At 37.5% G+C, this 24945-nt stretch carries 21 protein-coding genes and 2 other annotated features (1 of these 23 only partly in view); of the genes, 5 read left to right on the forward strand and 16 right to left on the reverse strand.

The genetic code is table 11. The features are described 5' to 3' along the window. Window positions 1-71 (reverse strand) — a binding site (T-box leader); it reaches 155 nt to the left of the window's first position. A 16-nt stretch (window positions 72-87) separates the two neighbouring features. From gltX to OL234_RS09585, 8 genes are all read right to left on the reverse strand, one after another. Next, window positions 88-1551 (reverse strand): glutamate--tRNA ligase, encoded by a 1464-nt coding sequence (gene gltX / locus OL234_RS09550; protein WP_275468997.1) that lies wholly within the window; start codon window positions 1549-1551, stop codon window positions 88-90. After that, entirely contained in the window at window positions 1544-2047 is a 504-nt protein-coding gene (gene ispF / locus OL234_RS09555) for a 2-C-methyl-D-erythritol 2,4-cyclodiphosphate synthase (RefSeq protein WP_275468998.1), read from the reverse strand. The genes gltX and ispF overlap by 8 nt, the downstream gene beginning before the upstream one ends. Before the next feature lie 27 nt (window positions 2048-2074). Further along, the gene (locus OL234_RS09560; RefSeq protein WP_275468999.1) at window positions 2075-3196 is read right to left on the reverse strand and encodes a PIN/TRAM domain-containing protein; all 1122 of its coding nucleotides are present in this window, start codon (window positions 3194-3196) and stop codon (window positions 2075-2077) included. A 30-nt stretch (window positions 3197-3226) separates the two neighbouring features. Next, window positions 3227-4615, reverse strand: a complete 1389-nt coding sequence (gene radA, locus OL234_RS09565; protein ID WP_275469000.1) for a DNA repair protein RadA — start codon at window positions 4613-4615, stop codon at window positions 3227-3229. Between the two features lie 171 nt (window positions 4616-4786). Continuing rightward, the gene (locus OL234_RS09570; protein WP_275469001.1) at window positions 4787-5317 is read right to left on the reverse strand and encodes a dCTP deaminase/dUTPase family protein; all 531 of its coding nucleotides are present in this window, start codon (window positions 5315-5317) and stop codon (window positions 4787-4789) included. Between the two features lie 145 nt (window positions 5318-5462). Further along, window positions 5463-5723 (reverse strand): metal-sensitive transcriptional regulator, encoded by a 261-nt coding sequence (locus tag OL234_RS09575; protein ID WP_275469002.1) that lies wholly within the window; start codon window positions 5721-5723, stop codon window positions 5463-5465. Between the two features lie 18 nt (window positions 5724-5741). Continuing rightward, window positions 5742-7391, reverse strand: a complete 1650-nt coding sequence (locus OL234_RS09580; protein ID WP_275469003.1) for an FAD-dependent oxidoreductase — start codon at window positions 7389-7391, stop codon at window positions 5742-5744. Then, window positions 7391-7705 carry a rhodanese-like domain-containing protein gene (locus OL234_RS09585; RefSeq protein ID WP_275469004.1) on the reverse strand — a complete coding sequence of 105 codons (315 nt, stop codon included), beginning with the start codon at window positions 7703-7705 and terminating at the stop codon, window positions 7391-7393. The genes OL234_RS09580 and OL234_RS09585 overlap by 1 nt, the downstream gene beginning before the upstream one ends. Before the next feature lie 187 nt (window positions 7706-7892). Between OL234_RS09585 and OL234_RS09590 the strand changes: the two genes are divergently transcribed. Next, window positions 7893-8936: a M42 family metallopeptidase gene (locus OL234_RS09590; protein ID WP_275469005.1), complete on the forward strand. Its 1044-nt coding sequence runs from the start codon at window positions 7893-7895 to the stop codon at window positions 8934-8936. Window positions 8937-8966: 30 nt separating this feature from the next. Here OL234_RS09590 and OL234_RS09595 read toward each other — a convergent pair whose 3' ends face one another. Beyond that, window positions 8967-9854, reverse strand: coding sequence for a LysR family transcriptional regulator (locus OL234_RS09595; RefSeq protein ID WP_275469006.1), 888 nt, complete (start codon window positions 9852-9854; stop codon window positions 8967-8969). Between the two features lie 108 nt (window positions 9855-9962). On the opposite strand from OL234_RS09595, the gene OL234_RS09600 reads away from it, so the two are divergent. Beyond that, the gene (locus tag OL234_RS09600) at window positions 9963-10568 is read left to right on the forward strand and encodes a histidine phosphatase family protein (protein ID WP_275469007.1); all 606 of its coding nucleotides are present in this window, start codon (window positions 9963-9965) and stop codon (window positions 10566-10568) included. A gap of 519 nt (window positions 10569-11087) precedes the next feature. Here the strand turns inward: OL234_RS09600 and OL234_RS09605 are convergent. Together OL234_RS09605 and OL234_RS09610 are read right to left on the reverse strand one after the other, a co-directional pair. Then, complete coding sequence (locus OL234_RS09605; RefSeq protein WP_275470149.1) at window positions 11088-14306, reverse strand: DEAD/DEAH box helicase; 3219 nt, start codon at window positions 14304-14306, stop codon at window positions 11088-11090. A 171-nt stretch (window positions 14307-14477) separates the two neighbouring features. Further along, entirely contained in the window at window positions 14478-15107 is a 630-nt protein-coding gene (locus OL234_RS09610; RefSeq protein WP_275469008.1) for a lysophospholipid acyltransferase family protein, read from the reverse strand. Window positions 15108-15237: 130 nt separating this feature from the next. Between OL234_RS09610 and OL234_RS09615 the strand changes: the two genes are divergently transcribed. Together OL234_RS09615 and OL234_RS09620 are read left to right on the forward strand one after the other, a co-directional pair. After that, entirely contained in the window at window positions 15238-15981 is a 744-nt protein-coding gene (locus OL234_RS09615) for a tRNA1(Val) (adenine(37)-N6)-methyltransferase (RefSeq protein WP_275469009.1), read from the forward strand. Then, window positions 15971-16246 carry a GIY-YIG nuclease family protein gene (locus tag OL234_RS09620; RefSeq protein ID WP_275469010.1) on the forward strand — a complete coding sequence of 92 codons (276 nt, stop codon included), beginning with the start codon at window positions 15971-15973 and terminating at the stop codon, window positions 16244-16246. The genes OL234_RS09615 and OL234_RS09620 overlap by 11 nt, the downstream gene beginning before the upstream one ends. A 48-nt stretch (window positions 16247-16294) precedes the next feature. Here the strand turns inward: OL234_RS09620 and OL234_RS09625 are convergent, their stop codons facing one another. From OL234_RS09625 to hisS, 3 genes are all read right to left on the reverse strand, one after another. Then, the gene (locus tag OL234_RS09625; RefSeq protein WP_275469011.1) at window positions 16295-17170 is read right to left on the reverse strand and encodes a YitT family protein; all 876 of its coding nucleotides are present in this window, start codon (window positions 17168-17170) and stop codon (window positions 16295-16297) included. 105 nt (window positions 17171-17275) lie between these two features. Then, the gene (aspS, locus tag OL234_RS09630) at window positions 17276-19051 is read right to left on the reverse strand and encodes an aspartate--tRNA ligase (RefSeq protein ID WP_275469012.1); all 1776 of its coding nucleotides are present in this window, start codon (window positions 19049-19051) and stop codon (window positions 17276-17278) included. Window positions 19052-19084: 33 nt separating this feature from the next. Next, on the reverse strand, window positions 19085-20386 hold the full coding sequence (gene hisS / locus OL234_RS09635) for a histidine--tRNA ligase (RefSeq protein WP_275469013.1): 1302 nt from the start codon (window positions 20384-20386) through the stop codon (window positions 19085-19087). Between the two features lie 77 nt (window positions 20387-20463). Next, window positions 20464-20665 (reverse strand) — a binding site (T-box leader). A 133-nt stretch (window positions 20666-20798) separates the two neighbouring features. On the opposite strand from hisS, the gene OL234_RS09640 reads away from it, so the two are divergent. Continuing rightward, window positions 20799-22103 carry an N-acetylmuramoyl-L-alanine amidase family protein gene (locus tag OL234_RS09640; RefSeq protein WP_275469014.1) on the forward strand — a complete coding sequence of 435 codons (1305 nt, stop codon included), beginning with the start codon at window positions 20799-20801 and terminating at the stop codon, window positions 22101-22103. 28 nt (window positions 22104-22131) lie between these two features. Here OL234_RS09640 and dtd read toward each other — a convergent pair whose 3' ends face one another. Both dtd and OL234_RS09650 read right to left on the reverse strand, forming a co-directional pair. Beyond that, the gene (gene dtd, locus OL234_RS09645; protein WP_275469015.1) at window positions 22132-22578 is read right to left on the reverse strand and encodes a D-aminoacyl-tRNA deacylase; all 447 of its coding nucleotides are present in this window, start codon (window positions 22576-22578) and stop codon (window positions 22132-22134) included. 18 nt (window positions 22579-22596) lie between these two features. After that, a complete protein-coding gene (locus OL234_RS09650) occupies window positions 22597-24813 on the reverse strand; it encodes a RelA/SpoT family protein (RefSeq protein WP_275469016.1) in 2217 nt (738 codons plus the stop codon). Window positions 24814-24945: the final 132 nt, after the last annotated feature.

Consider the following 24945-nt stretch of genomic DNA (forward strand, 5'->3'; position numbering starts at 1 on the left):
CTATCTGCTTACACCGGCGACAGACTCTCTGTAAACCTACTTTATTTTACTTTTCTTTTCTACGTGTTTTAGTTTATTCATTTAAACCTAAGCTAACGCTTTCGTTAAATGGTCTAATGTTTTTTCTTTTCCTAATAAAACAATTGTATCACCAAGCTCTGGTCCATGCATCTCACCTGAGACAGCAACACGGATTGGCATAAATAGATTTTTTCCTTTAACACCTGTTTCTTTTTGAACAGCTTTAATGGCTGCTTTGATGGCAGGTACATCAAATTCTTCTAAAGAAGCAATCTGCTCTTTAAACGCACGTAAGACAGTTGGCACCGTTTCACCAGCCAATACTTCTTTAGCTACCTCATCAACAACTGGATGATCGCCAAAGAATAATTCTGAAAGTGCTACGATTTCTGCTGCATAACTCATTTGTGGCTGATATAAACTTACTAATTTTTTTACCCATGCTAACTTTTCAGCTGATGGATCTGCTTCCACACGATTTTCTTTAATTAAGAATGGTAAAGCCATATCTGTTAAAACATCAAGATCTAAGGTTTTAATGTATTGGTTATTAACCCACTCTAATTTTTTAGCATCAAAGGCAGCTGGTGATTTACTCAAGCGATTTGAATCAAACATTTCAATGATTTGTTCTGGTGAGAATATTTCTTCTTCACCAACTGGTGACCAACCTAGTAAAGCAATGAAGTTAAACATCGCTTCTGGTAAGTAACCAAGCTCACGATACTGCTCAATAAACTGTAAAATTGTTTCATCACGTTTACTTAACTTTTTACCTGTCTCACTGTTAATAATTAAAGTCATATGACCAAAGACTGGTGCTTCCCATCCAAATGCTTCATAAATCATGAGTTGTTTTGGTGTGTTTGCAATATGGTCATCACCACGTAAAACATGTGTGATCGCCATCATATGATCATCAACGGCTACCGCAAAGTTATAAGTTGGCATCCCGTCTCGTTTTAAAATAACGAAATCTCCACCTACACTTGAAGATTCAAAGGTAATGTCACCTTTGACTAAATCAGTAAAGGTATACTCTTTATTTTGTGGAACACGGAAACGGACAACTGCTTGACGTCCTTCTGCTTCATAAGCTGATTGCTCTTCAGCTGTTAAATTGGCACACATACCATTATAACGTGGCATCTCACCACGAGCTTGTTGTTCCTCACGCATTGCTTCTAATTCTTCTTCAGTTGCATAACATTTATAGGCTAAGTTACTTGCTAACAATTGATCAATCAATGGTAAATAAATATCTTTACGTTCTGATTGACGATAAGGGCCGTATTCACCTGGATTTTCAGGACTTTCTGCCCAGTCCATCCCTAGCCAAGCAAGGTTTTCTAATTGACTTTTTTCGCCGCCTTCAATATTACGTTTTAAATCAGTATCCTCAATACGGATAATGAAGTCTCCATCATGATGTTTTGCGTACAAATAATTAAATAATGCTGTACGAGCATTTCCAATGTGTAAATGTCCAGTTGGACTTGGTGCGTAACGCACACGTACTTTTTTAGTCATTATCATCGCCTCTTTCTTTTTTATCTTCCAATAGTGCTACAGCTATTGCACCAATACCTTCTTGGCGACCGACAAAGCCCATAGTTTCCATCGTTGTCGCTTTAATAGCCAACTGTTGAACAGTTATCTGACAAACTTTAGCAATTCGTTGCGTCATGTCTGCTAAATAAGGCAGCATTTTTGGCTTCTCTGCTAAAATTGTACAATCTATATTGCCAATAGTAAAGCCCTTGGCCTTGATTTTTTTAACAACCTCTTCTAATAGTAGGAGCGAAGAGGCTCCTTCATACTTAGCTTCTGTTTCTGGAAATTGCTGACCAATATCACCTAGGCCAGCGGCTCCCAGAATTGCATCAATAATGGCATGAACCAATACATCAGCATCAGTATACCCCAAAAGTCCCTTTTCATAAGGTAGAGTTACGCCACCAATCACACAACGTCGTCCCTCAACTAGTTGATGGACATCGAACCCTTGACCAATTCTAATAGCCATTACGCTCCCCCTTCTCTTTGTAGATTACTAACTTTTAGCCTCGACCTCATCATGTTTTAACCCGCGTTGTGTGTGTGCAGGTTTAGCAAAAATCATTCGTCCAGCCGCAGTTTGTAGGGCACTTGTGACAACAACTTCAATTTTTTGATTCATGTAGTGTTGACCATCTTCTACTACAATCATCGTTCCATCATCTAGATAAGCTACCCCTTGTTGCCGTTCTGTCCCATCTTTGACAACTAAGACATGTAAATTTTCACCAGGAATAACAACCGGTTTGACTGCATTGGCTAACGCATTGATATTTAATACCGGTACATTTTGAAATTCAGCAACTTTATTCAAGTTAAAGTCATTAGTAACAACAACACCATCTAATAACTTAGCTAGTTTTAATAACTTACTATCTACTTCAGCAATATCTTCAAAATCACCTTCATACATTTCAACTTGAACACTTTCTTCTTTCTGTAACTCATTTAAGATATCCAGCCCACGACGTCCTCGCACACGTTTTAAACTATCACCTGAATCGGCAATATATTGTAATTCATATAGAACAAAATTAGGAATTAATAAAACCCCTTCAATAAATCCAGTTTTAGCGACATCATAAATACGACCATCAATAATCACACTTGTATCCAAAATCTTATATTTGCGATGGGTATCATCTACTTTACGCTCTAAAACATCTTCCGTTGGATTTTTTTTATTTTTAGGTGAAAATATTTTTTTCCACTCATCTTGCTTCGTTGTTCCGACTCTGAAACCCAGATAAGCTAAAACAAACATGATAAAAGTTGGGACGACACTATTTACAACTTGGATATTCGAATTAAATAAGGGAATTGAAGCTAATACACCTAATAATAACCCCAACACAGTCCCCACAGTTCCGAAAAGTAAAAATCCCAAACTATAATCACTTAAAATACCTTCTGCTTTTTTTACTGATGCAACAGCATATTTTCCAAATGCGACAGAAATAATAAGAAAAATAAGACCACCAATTAGTCCATTTGTAAAATTGTTGTTTAATACGGCATAATGATTGACTTCAGCGAGTTCCCAAGCTCTTGGTAGAAAACTTATCCCTAAACTTAAGCCTAGTATCACCATTAAAAAGGTAAAACTTTTTTTAACCAATCTCAATCGCCTCCTTTATCTTTAATATGATTAAAATGCCGCTTCCGATTTTTCAAAAATTTTATGTAACGCTTCTCCTAATGTGGCAACTCCTACAATCTCAATTCCTTTAGGAGCTTCCCACCCTTGCAGATTATTTTTTGGAAGGTACATTTTTTTAAAACCTAATTTTTGAGCTTCAACGACACGTTGCTCAATCCGATTGACACGACGAATTTCACCGGTTAAGCCTATTTCGCCGACGAAACATTCTGTTGGTTTAGTTCCTTTTTCTTTGTAGCTTGAGGCTAACGCAACCGCTATAGCCAAATCAATCGCCGGCTCATCCAATTTGACCCCTCCCGCTGCTTTTAAGTATGCATCTTGGTTTTGTAATAATAGACCTGCACGTTTTTCAAGAACTGCCATAATTAATGATACGCGATTATAATCTAGTCCAGTTGCCGTTCTCTTCGCATTTCCAAACATGGTAGGTGTTACCAAAGACTGAACCTCAACCAAGATTGGTCTCGTTCCTTCCATCGACACAACGATTGCTGAGCCCGTCGCTCCATCAATTCGTTCTTCTAAAAAGGCTTCGGAAGGATTTTGAACTTCCACCAATCCTTGCTCTTTCATTTCAAAAATACCAATCTCATTGGTTGAACCAAAACGATTTTTGACCGCTCTTAGTATCCTAAATGTGTGATGGCGATCCCCTTCAAAGTACAACACAGTATCTACCATGTGTTCTAACATTCTCGGTCCTGCCAACGACCCTTCCTTTGTAACATGGCCAACAATAAAAATAGCAATACCATTTGTTTTTGCAATCTGCATTAATTCAGCTGTTGTTTCACGCACTTGACTAACACTGCCCGTTGCACTGGAAATTTCTGGTTGCATCATCGTTTGAATTGAATCAATGATAACGTAGTCAGGAGCCAACTCTTCAATAGTTTGGCGGATATTAGACATATCGGTTTCAGGGTAAACAAAAAAATCGTTACCCTCAATGCTTAAACGTTCCGCTCGCATCTTAATCTGTTCAGCACTTTCTTCACCTGAAACATAGAGTACTTTCCCACCACTTTGATGTAATTGTTGCGATACTTGTAACAATAAAGTTGACTTTCCAATCCCCGGATCTCCACCAATTAAAACTAGTGAACCTGGTACGACACCGCCACCTAGCACACGATTCAGTTCACCTAATTTTGTTTTCACACGTGGTTCTTTCTTAGATGCAACTTCCCCTAATTTAGTAGCTGTTGTTCGCTTGCCTGCCAAACTAACACGACTATTACGTGATACTTCCTCTTGCAGTTTTACTTCCAACATTTCATTCCATTGCCCACAATTTGGACAACGTCCCAAATATTTCGGAGAGATATACCCACAAGCTTGGCATTCAAACTGTGTTTTTGCTTTCTTCGCCATCTCATCCCTCTTTTTCTCTTAGTACTTTGTTCTTCTTTATTTTAACATACCCACTACGCTAACGCCCTCGATAATATCGCAGAACTCCCTTTTTAATTAAAATTTAGTTTTTCATTCGTTAATAAAAAATAACAACCAACACCTTGTGTCAGTTGTTACTCTAACTTACTTTTATTTCCCAGATGAACCAAAGCCACCTGTTCGATCCGTGGTACTTTCGTCACCATCGGCTTTTAAAAATGGTAAGAAAATACCTTGTCCAATCCGTTCACCTTTTTTTATTACTTTGTCGGTCAGACCAAAATTAATAAATTGAAACATAATATGACCTTCATTATTTGTATTATCATAATAATCACTATCAATCACCCCGACGCCGTTACCTAATAATAAAAAATTTTTCATCGGATTACTTGATCGATTGCAGAGTTGTAAGTATTCATTTTCACCCATATACGCTTTAATCTCTGTTGGTACTAGAACTGGTTTAACTTGTTTTAACATCGTGTCATCGGTTAATAATTTCTCACCTAATAAGGCTGCTTTTAGTGCTGTTCCAATACCCTTTTTCCAAATAGTTGGTATGACTACATCACAAGCCGCCTCAAAATCATACCCTGCGGCTCCTTTAGTTGCTCGAATCGGTAAATTGATTGAGTCATCTGCTGTCGTTAATCTTTCAAATCCTCTGATTTTTTCCATTTATCTCGCCACCCTTTTTTTAAAATTATCCATCTCTTTAGTTTACTGTGAATTTAAAACCTTGTAAACCTCCACAAAGTAAAAAGAAAACACCTGACGATGTTTTCTTTTTACTTTGCTATGAGGTGTCATACTATGTTATCACTTATTTGCGTTCAATCATCTGCATTGCACGTGCGACTTTTTCATCTTGAATTTTTGGATCACTATCCGGGTGTTCTAAACAATTCTTTAAGTTCTGCGCCGCCATGATGCCCATAATTTTATCGACACTAGACCTAACCGCTGAAAGTTGAATCATCATGTCATAACAATCTTGACCTTCCTCCATCATTTTTTGAATTCCCCGCATTTGTCCTTCTGCTCGTTTCAAACGATTAACTATTTTTTTATCACATTGCATCACGCATCATCCTACTCTTTATTAGTTTAAAAGCTCTTGAGGACGTACAACTGAATAAAGACTGTATGCACCATCTAAATTGCGAACGGAGTAGCCATGTTGTTTTAAAATTCGCTCAGCTATGTAACTACGGAGACCACTCTCACAACTCACAATATAAGATGTGTCTTTTGATAACTCAGTCATACGTTGACGTAACTCTGGCAGCGGAATATGAAGACCTTCTTTTAATTTTCCAGCTTGGACCTCTCCTTCTCCGCGAACATCTAGGAACACTGAGCCTTTAGCCAACTCGGTATTCAGCTCATGCCACTGCACCATCTCTGTCTGACCTTCCATCACATTCATTGCCACATAGCCTAACATATTAACAGGGTCTTTGGCAACGCCAAAAGGAGGCGCGTAGGTAAATTCTAATTCTGGCAAATCTTCCACTGTTAGATTTCCTTTAATAGCGGTTGCTAAAATATCAATTCGTTTATCAACCCCTTTAGCCCCCACGCCTTGAGCACCATAAATCGCACCTGTCCTTGGATTAAAAATCAACTTCATCACAATTGGTGTAGCTCCTGGATAGTAACCGGCATGATCCTTCCCTTTAGTATGGACTACTTGATACTCCAAACCAGCTAAATCAGCTTGGCGTTCAGTCAATCCTGTGGAAGCAGCTGAGAGATTAAAGACGCGTACAATAGCTGTGCCAATGCTCCCACGATTTTTTCGCGGTAAGCCTGAAATAACATCTGCTACTTGACGTCCTTGTCGATTAGCAGGTGATGCCAAAGAAATAAGCGCATCTTCTCCTGTAATTTGTTGTGTCACTACAATAGCATCGCCGACTGCATAAATATCTTTAATATTTGTTTCATAGTGTTCATCAACTAAAATGCCACCTCTTAGACCTAATTCAATTCCAGCTGATTTGGCTAATTGATTTTCTGGTGAAACACCGACTGATAAGATAATCAAATCAGTTTCCAACTGACTATTATCATCTAAAACAATAGTTTTTCCCTTATTCTCAAACACAGTTGCCGCAACCCCAGTTAAAATTGTCACCTTGTTGCGAATTAATTCTGCCTCAACAAAAGCAGCCATCTCTTCATCTAGTGGTGGCAGTACATGTGGTGCTTTTTCAACAATTGTCACATCTAACCCTTTTTTAGCTAAGTTTTCTGCCATTTCCAATCCAATAAAACCAGCTCCAATAACTGTTGCCCTTTGTGGTTGATAAGTTTCTGCATACGTCATAATTTTATCTAAATCTGGAACATTTCGTAAAGTAAAGATATTATCAGCTTCTGATACTCCTGGAATTGGTGGAATAAAAGGACGCGCTCCCGGTGATAAAATCAAAGAATCATAATCTTCGGTATAACACTGTCCCTCATGTTCAATAGTCACCACTTTTTTCTGTTCGTCAATTGCAACCGCCTCACTAAAAGGTCTCACATCTAAATCAAAACGAGATTTTAGGCTCGCTGGTGTTTGAACTAACAAGTCCTCACGATCACTTATCTCTCCAGAAACATAATAAGGAAGACCACAATTAGCAAAAGAAACAAACGGCCCTTTCTCTAGAACAATAATTTCTGCCTCTTCATTCAAACGGCGTAAACGAGTTGCAGCTGACATACCGCCTGCAACGCCTCCTATAATAATTACTTTCATTAATTTTTTCCTCCTTTTCGTGCACCTTGCCATAACATCATGCCACCTTTAACATTTATAGCCTGATAACCACCTTTAATTAAAATGCTTGCAGCTTGTTTACTACGCATACCTGAATGACATACTAGATAGATAGGTTTATCTTTAACCCCCTGATAAGCATCAATCTTGCGTAAGGGAACATGCCTTGCTCCTGGTATGTGTCCTGAAGTAAATTCATCCGTCTCACGCACATCAATAATCACTGGCTTTTCTTTAAGCTTATCTGCTAATTCTGAAACAGAAATAGTTGGAACTTTATTGAATAAAAACATAACATCCATCCTTTAATTTTATTTACTTGATACCTCTATTATATACCCCTCGGGGTATAATGCAATCTTTTTGTTTACTAATCTAAATAAACACCTTTATTAACTAAATAAAAAAACGTTCCCATGTTATTTTAAGAAATTATCCGTTATGATAGAACGGTAACTAACTATCAAAAGGAGTGTTAACATGACTGAAAAAACAATTGATTTAGTAGCCCGTTTAACAAATATTCCCTCCCCTACAGGTGATACCGAGACTATTATTCGTCTTATCTCAGCTGAATTAGCTGAATATGGTTACCAAGCTAACATGACCAATAAAGGGGGCCTTATGGTAACTGTCCCTGGCAAAAATGACGTAGCCCAACGTTTCATTACAGCACACGTCGATACACTTGGTGCAATGGTGCGAGCAATCAAACCAGATGGTCGCCTAAAACTAGATTTAATTGGCGGCTTCCGCTTTAATGCCATAGAAGGAGAATATTGTCAGATCTCGACTCAAACAGGTCAAACTTTTTCCGGAACAATTTTAATGCATCAAACAAGTGTCCATGTGTATCAAGATGCCGGTACTGCTGAACGAAATCAAAAAAATATGGAAATTCGTTTAGATGAAAAAGTTACTTCGGCTGAAGAAACAGCAGCTCTAGGTATTCAAGTGGGCGATTTTATTAGTTTTGAGCCACGGACTGAAATTACCACTAGTGGTTTTATTAAATCACGCCATCTAGATGATAAAGTTAGCGTCGCCATTCTAATCCAGTTTTTAAAACAACTAGCTACTACTAAACAAGAACTTCCTCATACTACTCATTTTTTCTTTTCAAATAACGAAGAAATTGGTTACGGAGGTAACTCTAATATCCCCGAAAAAGTTGTGGAATATATGGCAATTGATATGGGTGCTATGGGTGATGACCAACAGACTGACGAATACACTGTCTCAATTTGTGTCAAAGATGCTAGTGGACCTTATCACTTAGGTTTAAGAAATACCCTTGTTGCTTTGTGTCAAACTAACTCAATTCCATATCAACTAGACATTTATCCTTTCTATGGTAGCGATGCATCTGCTGCCATGAAAGCCGGTGCTGATGTGCGTCATGGTTTGATTGGGGCTGGAATTGATGCGAGCCATGCTTACGAACGAACTCACAATGACTCAATTGAAGCAACTGAACAGTTAGTGACTTCTTACCTACACAACTCAATGTTACTAGAAAAGTAAAAAAAGAATGACCTGAAGGTCATTCTTTTTTTACTTTTCTAGTTGCCACATATACTCTTTAAATCGTTGGCTAGCTATCGACAAAGGATTGGTTGTGTGCCAATACATATAAATAGTTTGTTCCCGTTCAATCTCATCAATATTAAGCTCTGCTACTTTCCCCTGTTTCAACGCTTCTTCAGCCAATTTTCTTTGACAAACATAGACTCCCTGTCCCCCTTCTACCGCATCTAGTGCTTCCAAAGGATGATTGACCCTCACCTTAAAAAATGGCATAGTTAGTTTTTCTTGACTATAAAGCTCTTCCAACCAACTTTTTGTATAACTACCAGCATCCCGACCGATAAAAGGTATCTCTGAAAGATCTGATAAAACTACTGAGCCTTTTGTTAGGTAATGATCCGTTTCAATTAAAAAAACAAACTCACCAACAAAGACTTTAAAGCGCTCTAACTTAGCCGAAAATGATTTGAAATCGCCAGCTAACATAAGGTCAACTTTGCCAGTTTCTAACTCCTTCAATCCTTCTTTAGAGCTAAGCGTTGCTATCTCAAATGAACTAGTTGGGTCTTGCTCTTGATAGGCTTTTTGCCACTCAGGTAATAAATAACGGGTACTTACATAATTACCAGCAAGACGAATCACTGCATTTTGTTCTCTTTGCTGATCTTCTACTCTCTTTAAAATTTTCATTTCTACTGCAAATAAATCCTGTGCATAGCCATATATTTCTTGACCAATATCAGTCAATTTAATCCCTCTACCTAGCGGAATTAATAATGTTACTCCTAGTTCTCTTTCCAATTTTTTGATTTGTGCTGTCACGGCTGGTTGACTAATTCTTAAAGTTTCAGCTGCTACAGTAACACTTTGGTATCTTGCCGTTTCATAAAATAATCGTAAGCTATGTAAATTCATGGGCTCCCTCATTCATTAGTTTTAGTTATGATTTATTGCTTAAGTTGTATTATATTCTTTTTATTTCTCGTAGTATAGTTTAACTATCACATAACACGGAGGAATATTATGACGATATTAGCTTTTGTCAGACATGGTCAGACAGAATGGAATCACCAACAACGAATGCAAGGTCGAAAAAATTCTATGCTTACAGATGTAGGCGTGAAACAAGCACAATCACTTCAAAATAAATTAGCAACAGTCGACTTCGATGCTTGTTATGTTAGTCCTAGTTTGAGAGCCATTCAAACAGCTGAGCTGATTATTCACAATACGCAACACTCGCTTTTGATAGATGAGCGGTTACAAGAAATTGATATGGGCGCATGGGAAGGCCAGCTAGCCAAAACGATTGAACAAGAATCAGCTGATGAATGGTTCGCTTTTTGGCATCAACCTGACACATTTAAAGCTTTAAATGGAGGTGAAAATTTTACAGAGGTAGAACAACGAATCGCCTCATTTTTAGCAGACTTACTTTCTGAACAAACTGATAAGACCTATTTAATCGTGTCTCATCGGCTTACAATTAAGGTTGCTTTAAATTTTTTATTAAAACACTCGCTCTCACACTTAAATCAGCTACCTGACATCAAGCCCAATAGTTTAAGTATTTTTGACACACAAACTGATAGTATAATCAGTTATAGCGATATAAGTCACTACGAATAAATTCAACATCCTTTAGACACCTTAAGTATTTCTTAGTAATCTTAAAACTTATTTAGCAAATAATTCAAAAACTAACTGACACTTCGTCATAATTTATTCACAATTCTAGCCTATTATATAGACATACCAACAAAACAACCTATTAGAAAAACTTTTTCATTATTTACTCCTCCAAAGTAAATAAAAATCTCCCTTAAAGCACCTACTTCCCAGTAGGTGCTTTTTTTGTTAGAAAAAGAGGCTTAAGCATGAGATTCTTAAGCCCTTTCATCCACTTACAAAACCAATGACACTGTCCCTAAACGGTTAACTAGCTAGTCGATTCATAATAACCTCTGACCCAAACATATACTCCGACTATATCAGCTTGAGGTCTATCTATAACTTGCCTCTCCGAAGGTCACCTTGGCGAATCACTTTATTTAAAAATACGTTCGTCATGTTCCAATTTATCTTGATCATAAGCATAGCAAGAAGTAGCGACATTGGAGGCCCAACGTCGCTACTTCTTCATGTTTTCTATTCCGGTAAGTCTAACACACCACCATTTAATATTTCTCGAATATCATCTTCAGTTAATTTTCCTAATTCTTTTTCGGCCGGTGTCGTCATCACTTTAGCAAATAAATCTCGCTTGTCTTGTTGTAACTGATCCATCTTTTCCTCAATAGTTCCTTCGGCAATCAAACGCCAAACTTCGACCACTTTCTTTTGACCCATACGATGAGCTCTACCGGCTGCTTGTTCTTCTACCGCAGGATTCCACCATAAATCATATAAAATAACCGTATCAGCACCTGTTAAATTGAGACCTGTTCCGCCTGCTTTTAGTGAAATTAAAAAGACATCTTTTTCTCCCTCGTTAAAAGCATCAACCATCTTTAAGCGCTCTTCTGGTTTGGTACTCCCACGTAAATAAAAACTATCAATCGCCAACTCTTGTAACTCAGTTTCTATCAAAGATAACATACTTGTAAATTGAGAAAAAAGTAAAATTCGGCGTCCATTCGCTTTGGCAGATAAAATCAAATCTTTTACTTGCTCTAGCTTGCCAGATTCTCCCGCGTAATCCTCAATAAATAAACGTGGATCACAACAAATCTGACGTAGACGAGTTAAGCCTGCCAAAATAGACATTCGATTCTGTTTAAAATCAGTCGATGACATTCCATTAACTGAGGCTTGCATTTGTCTTAAATAAGCCATATAAACTTTTTTCTGTTCGTCTGTCAAAGCTGAATACAAATTGGTTTCTATTTTATCAGGCAGATCTTTCAGTACATGACGCTTATCGCGTCTTAAAATAAAGGGTTGAATCATTCTTGCAATTTCTTCTGTAGCCATTTTTTTAAACTTTGTCTTAGGTGGGAAAAAACCAGGCATCAGCATATGAAACAACGCCCAAAGTTCTTCAATATCATTTTCAACAGGTGTCCCACTTAAAGCAAAACGTTGCACTGTTTTTAAATCTTTCATGGCTTGAAATGTTTTAGTTGCTGAATTTTTAATAGCCTGTGCCTCATCCAAAATCAGACAGTGCCATTTAGTCTCTTGATAAAATTCAATATCTTGGCGCACACCAGCGTATGATGTAATAATGACATCGTACGCTGAGGTTTCTGCCAATAGTTTTTGTCGGTCTTTTTTACTCCCTGTTACAATGATTGTTTTTAAATTAGGAGCAAACTTTGCACACTCAACTTGCCAGTTATAAATCAAACTGGCAGGTGCGACGACTATCGAAGGTTCTTTTACTCGGCCAGTTTCTTTCTCTGACAACAAGTAGGCAATTGCTTGAACTGTTTTACCCAATCCCATATCATCTGCTAAGATCCCTCCAAAATGATATTTACTCAAGACCTTAAACCAACGGTAGCCTTCTTCTTGGTAGCTTCTCAATGTCGCCCTTAGACCTTTCGGTAGCGCTACGTCATAAGCTGCTGGATGAGTTAGCTCTTCGACTAATTCTGTAAAATCTAAGCTGAATTCTGTTTCAGTTATTCCCTCAAAAGCTTCTTCTACTTGTAAGCCAAGGTGCTTAGGAACAACTAAGTGCCCATCCTGATAACTTAGATAGCCTCTAAGTTTAGCCAAAGCTTCACTTGTTTGTTGAAAGTCTTCCGTTTCTAATGAAATAATTTGACCATTTTCTAGTTGATGAAACGCTTTTTTTTCAAGTAAGCTTCCAACTAAAGCAGTGATTTCTGTTTCATCAATGTTAGAAATATCAAAACGAATATCTAACCACGAGCCTTCTTCAGACAAATCAATTTGAGGTTGATACTGCACTGCCTCTAAGTACTGACTACTCAAACTATCTTCTACAACAACCTCTGTTACTTGTCTAAATTTAGGAAGTTCACTGGTAAATAATTCGTATAAGGCTTGCCCACTTGGCAATGTTTTTTGAAAATTGGTTGCCCTTTTAACGTAACCGGCATGTTCCAATAATTTTAATAACCGGCTTTCTTGAATATTATCCCTTACAACTAAGCTAGTTAGCTCAGTCTTGGTTGTAAGATTAGGATCAGTGGAGACAATCTCCTCACCATAACGAAAATCTACTCTCGCACAAAGCTTATCCTCTGATATGCTTAATACAATCTGACTTTTTAAAGGGTAATGTACCAATTCCTGCGCCAAAATATCATCTACCACAATCTCACCAATTTCGGACAACTCCGGTAAAACATATGAAAATAAATCTGCCACCTCGGTTTGGTCATAAAAAACTTCTGGTTTTTCTGTTCTTTTCAACAATTGCTGTAGCATATCATAAATTTCTTGTTGTCTCTTAGATAGTTCATACATGGTTTGACCGCAATTTGCCCAACTATAACTAGACCAATAGCCATCTAGTGGGTTGTCAATCATTAATAAATAACCAGATTTTTTAGGTTTTATTCTAAAAGTTAATGGCAATGTTTCGGTTGTAAAACGAATATATTCTCGCTGTTTTTTATTAATAACTAACTGTAATTTTTGTGCTTGTTGTAATTTTAAGATAAGTTCCTTAACAGCATGATTAGGGAGTAGTAAGTAGCGTTGCTTGATACTCCCTTTAACCTGAATCCCATTACTAGCTAATAATTGATTACTGCGATAAATAGCTAAAATTTCTCGTAACAATTGACGGTCACTTTCATTAAAATTGGTATAATTTAATGAAAACTCACGTTGCTCATCTAAGCGATAAACGCCTTGTTGCTCAAACAATTTTAAAAATTCGCCAACATTTTTCACAACATACAGCCGCTCATTTAAAAAACCAATCTTCAAGGCCAATCCAAAAACATTTTTTTCTGGATGATAACTTGAAACTTCCACACTATCTATCTGGAACCCGATTTGGAGAGCTTGATGTTCTTGCAAGACCTTCTCAGTCATCTCTTGTTGTAACTTAGTAAAACCATTTGTAAATAAACTAGCTAAGCTTGGGGCTTTATAGGTCTGTTTCAACGTTGGATTTTGCTTTAACACACGGTTTAACCCCTTATCTCTCAACGTCAACTCTACTGCTACAGTATGTTTACAGTAGTGATGCTCGTGCCAAAACTGACAAGTACAGCGATCATTTTCTTTTGGCGTCCCATCTAATTCTATTTGATATATTTTTGACCCAATAACATCTGCGTGCCAGATTTCATGGGTTAAGTCTTGTGTAATACCAGTCACACGGCCGTCATCTGCATAACGCCGGCCTAACTGTACCGTTTTTTCAGGAATACTCCACTTCATAGCAATTGCCTCATTTCTAGCTGCACCATAGATTTTCTCAAGTAATAAAAAACTTACCTGTTGCAACAATTTTTAAGCTTCCCTCCATTATAACAAATAACTAGCAATTAATTAAAGAAAGTAAGCAGAAACTCTGACTAAAAAAGAAAAAGACGAGAACCTTTTTAGATTCTAGTCTCTTTTCTTTTTAATCTCATAAACAAAATCTGGATTAACTTCTTGATCCAATTGTTTAAATGCACTGGTCATACGACGCTCAACTTCCTCAATCCCCACTTGATTCATTTTTGTCACATCACTAATATCAATTGGATCACCAAAACGAACGGTTACTTTTTGACGTTTAAAAAGTCCTCCTAACGTAACTGGGCCTTGATAGACAGCTGGGACAATTGGGACTTTTGCCATTTTAGCAATCAAGGCTGCGCCACCCTTTAACTCCTCAGAGTGACGTGTGCCACTGGGAAACATAATTAAACTCAAATCAGAGTTTTTTAAGGACTTAACTGGCGTTTTAATAACACTTGGACCAGGGTTATCACGTTTAACTGGAAAAGCATGCGCTTTTTTTAATATAAAACGTAGAATAGGATTTTTAAATAATTCTTCCTTAGCCATAAAACTAAATTCCTTGGGAGAAGCTGCTAAAGCAAAATATAAAGGATCCCACCACGTACGATGCGGGCCTACTAAAATATAATTTGTCTCTGTCGGTAATTTTTCTTTTTGTTCATAGCTAGCACGGCCATTGACAAGCCATAATAACAATCGGACAATTTGACGCATACATCTAAAAAACATTTATTTCGCCTCACTTTTTCTATTTTCCACCATAGTATGACGAATATCAGGCTGACTTGCAAGTTTTTTCTGCTATTAGGTGACTTCGTGCTATAATATAAAACGATTATTGCTAAAAGGAGCTTATGACATGTCAGAACTATTATATGAAAACGAACGAATTGACCAACTTTATGCCGATGATATTCAAATAATTCAAAGTCATGAGGTCTTTTCTTTTTCACTAGATGCCGTCTTACTGGCAAATTTCGCCGGACTACCAAAGCGTGGAACAATTGTGGATTTATGTGCAGGCAATGGCGCAGTAAGTCTTTTTATGAGTCGCAAAACCTCGGCACATATTATTGGCGTAGAATTACAAGAACGCTTAGCTGATATGGGCCGTCGCAGCATTCAATTAAATGGTTTAGAGTCCCAACTCTCAATGCTGACCATGGATTTAAAAAATGTTACCCATGCGATAAAAAAAGATTCGGTCGACTTAGTGGTTTGTAATCCACCTTATTTTAAAGAATTACCTACCAATCAAAAAAATCCAAATCCTTATTTAGCCATTGCCCGTCATGAGATAAAAACAAATTTGGATACCGTTATTCAAGAATCCTCAGGTTTACTAAAATTTAACGGGAAATTGGCAATAGTTCATCGACCAGAGCGCCTGCTAGATATTTTGGAAACTATGAAAAAATATCACATTATGCCGAAACGGGTCCAGTTTGTTTACCCTAAAAGTGGGAAAGAAGCAAATATCTTACTTGTTGAAGGGATTCGTCAGGGTAAGCCAGGCGGGCTTAAGATTTTACCTCCCCTACAAGTCTATGATGAACAAGGAAATTACTTAGATGCAGTTAGGAGTATGCTTTATGGAGAGTAAAGAAATCGTCACCTCTCACTATTTTTATGTTTTACTTTGTGCTGACAATACCTTTTATGGTGGTTACACGATTGATCCCGAAAGAAGATTGAAACAACACAATAGTGGGACCGGCGCCAAATATACTCGAGTGAAAAAGAGACAGCCGATGCAAATGATTTATAAAGAAGTATTTGACACAAAACGCGCTGCCATGCAAGCTGAGTATGCCTTTAAACAGTTAGCTCGTCATGAAAAAGAACGCTTCTTGTCAACATATCTCTAAGTAACAGACTAGTTAAATAAAAAAACTCAGCCAAATGGCTGAGTTTTTTTACATCCCTGGATCATAGAAGTTACCTAAAATTTTGACATTATCCGCAATACTTACAAAAGCACTTGGATCGGCATCTTCCATCGCATCTTCTAATGAATGCATCTCGTAACGCGTAATAACAGTAAATAAAATCGTTTTTTTATCATGCTTGAATGCTCCCTCAGCATCATTGATGATTGTAATGCCACGACGTAAACGGTCCTGAACACTTTCGATAACAGCTTCTGGTTTATTGGTAATAATCATGACTTGCATTTTTTGTTGTTTAGTAAAAACCAAATCAGTAACTTTCCCTGTCACAAAGATTGACAACAAACTATAAAAAGAATACTGCCAGCCAAATAAATAACCTGCTGTAAAAGCAATCATCCCATTTAAAATCGTGTTAATCGCCCCAACATTTCGACCAGTTGCTTGACGAATCGTAATACTAATGATATCTAAACCACCAGATGAAATTCCATTTTTTAAGGCTAAGCCGATTGCAAAACCATTAATTGCCCCACCAAAAATTGCACAAATAATCGGGTCATTGGTTAACGTTGTTACCGGAACTAACTGAATAGCAACCGTTGCTAACGTGACTGTGATAAATGTGAAAATTGTAAATTTTTTGCTTATTTTTCGCCAGGCTACAATGAACAAAGGGATATTAAGCGCGTAATAGATAACAGAAACTGGAGGCTCTTGACCTAACCATTTCCCCATCACAGTGGTAACAATTTGGGCAATACCTGTCACACCACTTGCGTAGATATGTCCGGGCTGCCAAAATAGATTTAAGGCAATGGCTGCAAGCAAGGCATACAGCACCGCTACCGACCCTTTGGTCGTGTACTCATAATTGGATAACTTCTTCTGGAATTCTTTCATTTTGTAATGATTCTCTCCTCAGCTATTTAATAACTACATTATACGACTAACTAGTATACAAAGAAAGGGTAACCCTCTAGGCTTACCCTTTCTTTAATACTATTCTTATTCTTTAATCATAGTTCCAGCAACAGATAAACTTAATTCTGCTAATTGTGCTTCTGAGACTTGGCCAGGTGCCTCGTTCATTGGATCAATTGCTTTACTATTTTTAGGGAAAGCAATCACTTCACGAATATTATCTTTACCTGCTAATAACATCGCTAAACGGTCTAGACCTAAAGCAATACCACCATGTGGTGGGAAACCAAAGTCAAGAGCATCTAATAAGAAGCCGAATTGTTCTTCTGCTGATTCTTTTGTGAAGCCTAAGACTTTAAACATTTGTTCTTGGATCTCACGTTTGTGAATTCTTGAAGAACCGCCTCCTAATTCGTAGCCATTTAATACGATATCATAGGCTTCAGCATAGACTTTCTCAGGAGCTGTTTCTAATAAAGCTAAATCACTTTCTTTTGGCATGGTGAATGGATGGTGAGCTGATGTATAGCGACCCGCTTCTTCATCATACTCCAATAATGGCCAATCAACGACCCATAAAAAATTATAGGCAGAGTCGTCAATTAAGTTTAACTCTTTAGCTAAACGATTACGCAAAGCGCCTAATGACGCTGCCACTACTTCCGCTTTGTCGGCTGAAAACATAATAATATCGCCAGCTTCAGCACCTGTTACTGCTAACAAATCAGCTTCTTTGCCTGTCATGAATTTAGCAATTGGTCCTTTTACACCTTCCTCATCAACTTTTAACCAAGCTAATCCTTTAGCCCCAAATTGTGTGACAAATGTTCCAAAGTTATCCATATCTTTACGTGAATAAGTGTCAGCTGCTCCTTTAGCAACAATTGCTTTCACTTGACCCCCATTTTCTAATGCCATTTGGAAGACTTTAAATTCAACCTCTTTTACTGCATCAGATAAATCAATTAATTCCATACCAAAGCGAGTATCTGGTTTATCACTACCATAACGAGCCATAGCATCATCATAACTCATACGTGGGAATGGTAACGTCACCTCTACCCCTTTGACTTCTTTCATTACTTTCGCAACAAGTGCCTCTGTGTGATCTTGAATTTCTTCTGGTGTTAAGAAGCTTGTTTCAATATCAATTTGTGTAAATTCTGGTTGACGGTCTCCACGTAAATCTTCATCACGGAAACAACGAACTATTTGATAATAGCGGTCAAATCCAGCCCCCATCAACAATTGTTTTGTAATCTGTGGTGACTGTGGTAACGCGTAAAAATGTCCTTCTTGAATACGTGATGGCACTAAATAATCACGCGCTCCTTCTGGTGTTGATTTATTTAAATAAGGCGTTTCAACATCCATAAAGCCTTCATTATCTAGATAATTACGGACAGTTCTCGTAATATCATGACGCATACGTAGATTATTTTGCATCTCTGGACGACGTAAATCCAAATAACGGTATTTCAAACGTAATTCATCGTTAACTGTTTCATTGTCATCAATTAAGAAAGGCGTTGTTTTAGCTGCATTTAAGATTTCAATCTCACTTGCAATAATTTCTACTTCACCTGTCGCCATATTTGGATTAATAGCTGAACCCTGACGCGCTGAAACGATCCCTGTAATCTCAATAACATATTCAGAACGACATGAATCAGCAATCTTCCACGCTTGCTCTGCAGTTTCAGGGTTGAAAACTACTTGAACAAAACCAGTACGATCACGTAAATCGATAAAAATTAAGTTACCTAAGTCACGACGTTTCTTTACCCATCCTTTTAACGTTACTGTTTGCTCTAATTCTGCTTTTGTAATTTCACCACAATAATTGGTACGCTTTGACATTTAAATTTCCTCCTAAAAATTGCTTACTCTCTTTTAATTGGTCGACTCACTTGTAAGTGTCTCAAAAACTTTTTTAAAATCTGTATGAATTGTTTGTAAAGATAGCGTTTCTTCTTGACCTGTTATCATATTTTTAACTTTAACATTGCCTTCGGCTAACTCAGTTTCTCCTAAGGTTAGCACTAATTTTGCTTGTAATTTGTTGGCTGTTTTAAATTGAGCTTTCACTTTACGTGACATAAAATCACGTTCAGCAACTAGCCCTGTTTGGCGAATACTTTGAACAAGTTTCAATGTTTCTAAGTTTGTCTCCTCACCCAAACCAACCACATAGACATCAACCGTTGGCGTAGCAGGCACCTCAATACCTTCAGCATCTAATGTAATTAAAGCTCGCTCCACTCCTAAAGCAAAACCAAAGCCAGCTGTTTCAGGACCACCCAGCTCTTCAACTAAACCATCATATCGACCACCAGCACAGATGGTTGTAATAGCCCCACCAAAACCTGGAGCATCACTCATAATTTCAAAGATAGTATGGTTATAATAATCGAGACCTCGTACCATACGATGATCTATCTCATAAGGAACTTCTAAGGCTTCTAGTAGTGTTTTGACCTCATTGAAGAAACTTGCAGACTCTTCACTCAAATAATCTAAAATTGATGGGGCTTGCGCCACGATTTCTTGATCTTTTTGATCCTTACTGTCTAAGACACGTAAGGGATTGTCATGTAGTCTTTTTTGAGAATCGTGACTCAATTCAGCCGTTCTAGGTTCTAAATAGTCAATTAGCGCTTGACGATATGTCAAGCGGTCTTCTTTTGACCCCAGTGAATTAACCACAAGACGAATATGTTTTACTCCTAATTGACGGTAAAAAGCCATTGCCATCATCATTGCTTCAACATCGGTTGCTGGATTATTGCTACCAAAAACTTCTGCTCCAATTTGATGAAATTGGCGAAAACGTCCAGCTTGAGGACGCTCATAGCGAAACATTGGTCCCATATAGTAAACTTTGTAAGGTTTTTGATGTTCAGGACCAAATAGTTTGTTTTCAACAAAAGAACGAACGATAGGTGCTGTACCTTCTGGACGTAATGTCACGTGACGATCACCTTTGTCTTTAAAATCATACATTTCTTTTGACACAATATCTGTCGTATCCCCTACACTACGAGAAATCACTTCGTAGTGCTCAAAAATTGGTGTGCGAATCTCATGGAATTCATATGTTTTAAACAAGCTACGTGCTGTTGCCTCAATAAACTGCCATTTTTCAACTTTGCCTGGTAAAATATCTGCTGTTCCTTTTGGTTTTTGATAAGCCACTCTTATTACCTCTTCCTTTAATTTATTTACTCTGTTCCGCGATTAAAATAAAAAAGCCCCTGCCTATCACTCTGATAAACAAGGACGTATCTTCATACGTGGTACCACCTATACTTGGAAGACAAGTCTCCCCACTCTAACGATTAACGCTCGTAACGGAATAGTTTTTTACTATTCATCTCCAGAGTGTCCGTATCATCTAATCTCACAATTACTTTCAGCCAAGGTAATTTTCTCTGGAGTAAGTTTATAATGACCATGCTCTTTCATCGATTCATCTATACTACTTTAAAATTACTAAAAAAACCACAAAAAGTCAAGTACTCAATAATTTAATCTGATTGTAACTACTCTAACTGCTTTTTTTTTGCTATAATAAATTATTGAATGAACAACCATACAAGGAGTCTCTATGAAACTAACAGGAAATAAGAAACGGTTAACTCCGTGGTTATTAGCCGCAATTGTTACTTTAGTCATAGCCTTTGTTGTCACAGTCTTTCTTTCGATACATAATTTGAATCCTCAAAAGCAAATTATTATCACAAAAAAGACAGCCCAGATTCACACTCAACCTAAAAAAAATTCTGGTACGGTTAAAGAAGTTCAACAAGGAGATACCTTGTTCGTCCTCAACCAAAAACGTGATTGGTACCGAGTTAAACTTAGTAATAACAAAAAAGGATGGGTCGCAATCAGTGATAGCAACAAAGGTCAAAAAAGTCCTGCTACTAACCTTACAGCTACTATCCGTCAAGATAAAACTAAATTATTACTAAAGCCAAAAGAAGACAGTCCTACTATTACAACGCTAAAATCTGGTACAAAAATCACTATTTCATCTGAACAAAGTGGCTGGTCCCAGGTGCGCGCGGGTAAAAAAGAAGGATGGATTTCGAACCGTTCAATTAAGATGGGTTCTCGAAAAAAAATCGATGCTCCTCTTACTAATAAACTCTACGCACGTCAAAATGGAACCTATATTCGGGCTAAAGCCAAGCGTAGTAGTGAAAGTATCTATACCTTAACTTATGGTGACGAACTAATTTATCTAGGTACTAAGGGCGATTGGTACAAAGTTCTCTCACCTGATAAACAAATTGGGTACCTCCCTAACTGGACCGTCAATTTTTCAAAACCCGATAAAAAAGCCCCTTATCAAATCAGTCCTCTAGCTGATAAAATTATTATTTTAGATGCGGGACATGGTGGCTCAGATGTCGGAGCAATTAGCAACGATGGCATTATTTATGAAAAAATGATTACCTTGTCATCTGCACGATTTGTCGAAAAAGCGCTCGACAAGACAGGCGCCAATGTCGTGATGACTCGGAGCAATGATACTTTTGTTGATTTACAAGAAATTCCCTTACGAGGCGAATTAGTCAATGCCGATGTTTTTATTAGTTTTCACTATGATTCATCTGGTCTCAGCAATCAAGCAACTGGCTTTACAACCTATTACTATCACGAAAAAGACATTCCTTTGGGAGAGGTCATTAATAAGCATCTCGAAAAAAATATTCCTTTAGTTAATCGGGGCGTTGCGCTGGGAGATTTTCTTGTCATCCGTGAAAGTAACACCCCTTCTCTACTACTAGAGTTGGGATATATGAATAACGATTTGGACATGCAACAATTTATTACTAAAACTTATCAAAAACTGGTTGCCAAATCTGTGACAGATGGCTTAACTGAGTATTTTGAAAGCAAATAAAAAAGCAGACTCATATGAGTCTGCTTTTTTATTTGTTTTCTGTATCAAAAATAATTGTTACCGGACCATCATTTAATAAACTGACCGCCATATCTGCACCAAATTTACCCTCTGATACTGGAAAGCCTTTTGCTCTTAATTCTGTATTAAAATAATCATATAAGGCGGTTGCCTCAGCAGGTTTAGCAGCGTCAACAAAGCTTGGACGCGTTCCTTTTCTAGTGTTAGCTAATAAAGTAAATTGTGACACTGATAAAATCTCACCCTCGACATCAGCTAAACTAAGATTCATTCGTTCATCTTCATCTTCAAAGACACGTAACTTACTAATTTTATTAACTAGATAATCCGCTTCCTCTTGAGTATCGCCATTTTTAACGCCCACAAGTAATAAAAAACCTTGTTTAATTTCTGAAATAACTTCTCCTTCAATTGCCACGCTAGCTGAGGCAACTCTTTGCAAAACTACTTTCATGATCTTAGCTCCTTTTCCCTAACCATTTGTTCGACGAACACTGTGAACATCCGGTACGCTTTTAATTTTATCCACAATTTTTTCTAAGTGAGACAGATTTTTTATCATCACAGTCACTTGAATGACTGCCATTTTATTTTTACCCGGCTTTGCTTCCAAACTGATTAAATTTTTAGTGGTGGCATTTACCACTTGTAAGACATCATTTAATAGCCCTGTCCGATTATAACCATACACTTCTAAATCTGCATGATATTCTTTCTCACTATCTGCGGCTGTATCTTCCCACTCCACCTCAATCAGACGTTGTTCAACTGTTTCATTATTAACAATATTTGGACAATCTCCTCGATGAATGGAAATACCACGCCCTTTTGTAATGTAGCCTACAATTTTGTCTCCAGGAACCGGATTACAACAACGACTAATCCGAATTAATAAGTTTTCCACACCTTGGATAACTATTCCATCTTCATGACGCACTTTGATCTTATCAGTTTCTTTTTTGACTGGTTGTGTTAATAACTCTTCCTCTTCTTGTTTTTGACGTTCTTTTTCACGTTCAATACGCTCTTTTTCAGTTAAACAATGTGCCACAGCATGTGCTGTCAATTCACCAAAACCAATAGCGGCATACAAATCATCTTCACCTTGAAAATTAAACCGTTCAAGGGCCTTACTCACTTTGTTTTTGACTAGAAACTCTTTTGGCTTAAACTCTAAGTTTAACAATTGCTTTTCTAGCGCCTCTTTCCCACGAACCACATTCATTTCGCGGTCTTGAACTTTGAAAAAACGTTTGATTTTATTGCGAGCCTTAGACGTTGCAACCATCTTCATCCAATCGCGACTTGGGCCAAATGAATTATTTGAAGTTAATACCTCAATTATGTCACCATTTTTCAATTTGTAATCAAGTGGTACCATTTTCCCATTAACTTTTGCACCTGTTGTTTTATTTCCGATTTCAGTATGGATATTATAGGCAAAATCAAGTGGACAAGATCCTTTTGGCAACTCTGTTACATCACCTTTTGGCGTAAAGACGTATACTTTATCACTAAAAATATCACCCTTTACCCCTTCCATAAAGTCAGCCGCATCATTACTTTCATTTTGCAATTCAATAATTTCATGGAACCAACTTAACTGACGTGACTCTTGATTTTCAGGAGTCTTACTCGTTTTTCCTTCTTTATATGCCCAGTGAGCAGCTACCCCAAACTCAGCAATCTGATGCATTTCATGGGTTCTGATTTGGACTTCAACAGGGTTGCCTTTCGGTCCAATTACAGTCGTATGAAGCGATTGATACATGTTGGCCTTTGGCATAGCGATATAATCCTTAAAGCGACCAGGCATTGGTTTCCACTTCGTGTGAATGGCTCCAAGTACTGCATAACAGTCCTTAATTGTTGACACAATGACACGAATCGCTAATAAATCATAAATCTCTTCAAATTCTTTTTTCTGGGTTTTCATTTTTTGATAAATTGAATAAATATGTTTCGGACGACCATAGACGTCTCCTTCGATTACTAATTCATCAATTGACTCACGGATATTCTCCACCGTTTCTTCAATATATTCAACACGCTCTTCACGCTTTGAGTTCATTAAATGGACAATACGGTAATATTGATTCGGATTCAAATAACGTAAAGCCGTATCTTCTAATTCCCATTTGATTCTGCTCATCCCTAAGCGGTGAGCAAGCGGTGCGTAAATTTCCAACGTTTCTTTAGAAATACGACGCTGCTTATCTTCCCTTAAGTGCTTCAACGTCCGCATATTATGCAAACGATCGGCTAACTTGACCATAATAACGCGTAAATCTTGTGCCATCGCTAAGAGCATCTTCCGATGATTTTCCGCCAATTGTTCTTCATGTGATTTATATTTAATTTTCCCTAATTTTGTTACACCGTCAACTAACATCGCAACATCTGGACCAAATTCTTCTGCTAATTGTACAAGAGTTACTTCCGTATCTTCTACTACATCATGTAAAAAACCTGTCGCAACCGTATGAGGATCCATGTGTAATTGGGCTAGTATTCCGGCAACCTGAATCGGATGAATAATATAGGGCTCTCCTGATTGTCTCGCTTGATGAGCATGTGCATCTGCGGCAAATTCACATGCCTTTTTAACAAATGCAACATGCTCCGGGCCCATATAACTTGAGACTATTTCGATTACTTGAGCACCACTCAATACTTCTTCTTTTGGCATGTGTCTCACTCCTTCACCTGTATACTTTTATCAGCTATTTTATACTTTCCTAAAAACAGCTGTCCTTATTTTTCTAATTAAGTAGTATTATAACAAAAATTAGTATTTCATATCAAATAACACCACCAAAAA

The organism is Vagococcus intermedius (genome assembly GCF_029144185.1).
Taxonomy (GTDB): domain Bacteria; phylum Bacillota; class Bacilli; order Lactobacillales; family Vagococcaceae; genus Vagococcus_D; species Vagococcus_D intermedius.

Bases quoted from the DNA above. Each gene is read 5' to 3' on its own strand.
- OL234_RS09615 (WP_275469009.1), top strand. From the start codon at position 15,238: ATGTCAGAACTATTATATGAAAACGAACGAATTGACCAACTTTATGCC.
- dtd (WP_275469015.1), bottom strand. From the start codon at position 22,578: ATGAAAGTAGTTTTGCAAAGAGTTGCCTCAGCTAGCGTGGCAATTGAA.
- OL234_RS09590 (WP_275469005.1), top strand. From the start codon at position 7,893: ATGACTGAAAAAACAATTGATTTAGTAGCCCGTTTAACAAATATTCCC.
- OL234_RS09620 (WP_275469010.1), top strand. From the start codon at position 15,971: ATGGAGAGTAAAGAAATCGTCACCTCTCACTATTTTTATGTTTTACTT.
- OL234_RS09640 (WP_275469014.1), top strand. From the start codon at position 20,799: ATGAAACTAACAGGAAATAAGAAACGGTTAACTCCGTGGTTATTAGCC.
- aspS (WP_275469012.1), bottom strand. From the start codon at position 19,051: ATGTCAAAGCGTACCAATTATTGTGGTGAAATTACAAAAGCAGAATTA.
- OL234_RS09580 (WP_275469003.1), bottom strand. From the start codon at position 7,391: ATGAAAGTAATTATTATAGGAGGCGTTGCAGGCGGTATGTCAGCTGCA.
- ispF (WP_275468998.1), bottom strand. From the start codon at position 2,047: ATGGCTATTAGAATTGGTCAAGGGTTCGATGTCCATCAACTAGTTGAG.
- OL234_RS09610 (WP_275469008.1), bottom strand. From the start codon at position 15,107: ATGTTTTTTAGATGTATGCGTCAAATTGTCCGATTGTTATTATGGCTT.
- radA (WP_275469000.1), bottom strand. From the start codon at position 4,615: ATGGCGAAGAAAGCAAAAACACAGTTTGAATGCCAAGCTTGTGGGTAT.
- OL234_RS09605 (WP_275470149.1), bottom strand. From the start codon at position 14,306: ATGAAGTGGAGTATTCCTGAAAAAACGGTACAGTTAGGCCGGCGTTAT.
- gltX (WP_275468997.1), bottom strand. From the start codon at position 1,551: ATGACTAAAAAAGTACGTGTGCGTTACGCACCAAGTCCAACTGGACAT.
- OL234_RS09625 (WP_275469011.1), bottom strand. From the start codon at position 17,170: ATGAAAGAATTCCAGAAGAAGTTATCCAATTATGAGTACACGACCAAA.
- OL234_RS09595 (WP_275469006.1), bottom strand. From the start codon at position 9,854: ATGAATTTACATAGCTTACGATTATTTTATGAAACGGCAAGATACCAA.
- OL234_RS09585 (WP_275469004.1), bottom strand. From the start codon at position 7,705: ATGTTTTTATTCAATAAAGTTCCAACTATTTCTGTTTCAGAATTAGCA.
- OL234_RS09570 (WP_275469001.1), bottom strand. From the start codon at position 5,317: ATGGAAAAAATCAGAGGATTTGAAAGATTAACGACAGCAGATGACTCA.
- OL234_RS09650 (WP_275469016.1), bottom strand. From the start codon at position 24,813: ATGCCAAAAGAAGAAGTATTGAGTGGTGCTCAAGTAATCGAAATAGTC.
- OL234_RS09600 (WP_275469007.1), top strand. From the start codon at position 9,963: ATGACGATATTAGCTTTTGTCAGACATGGTCAGACAGAATGGAATCAC.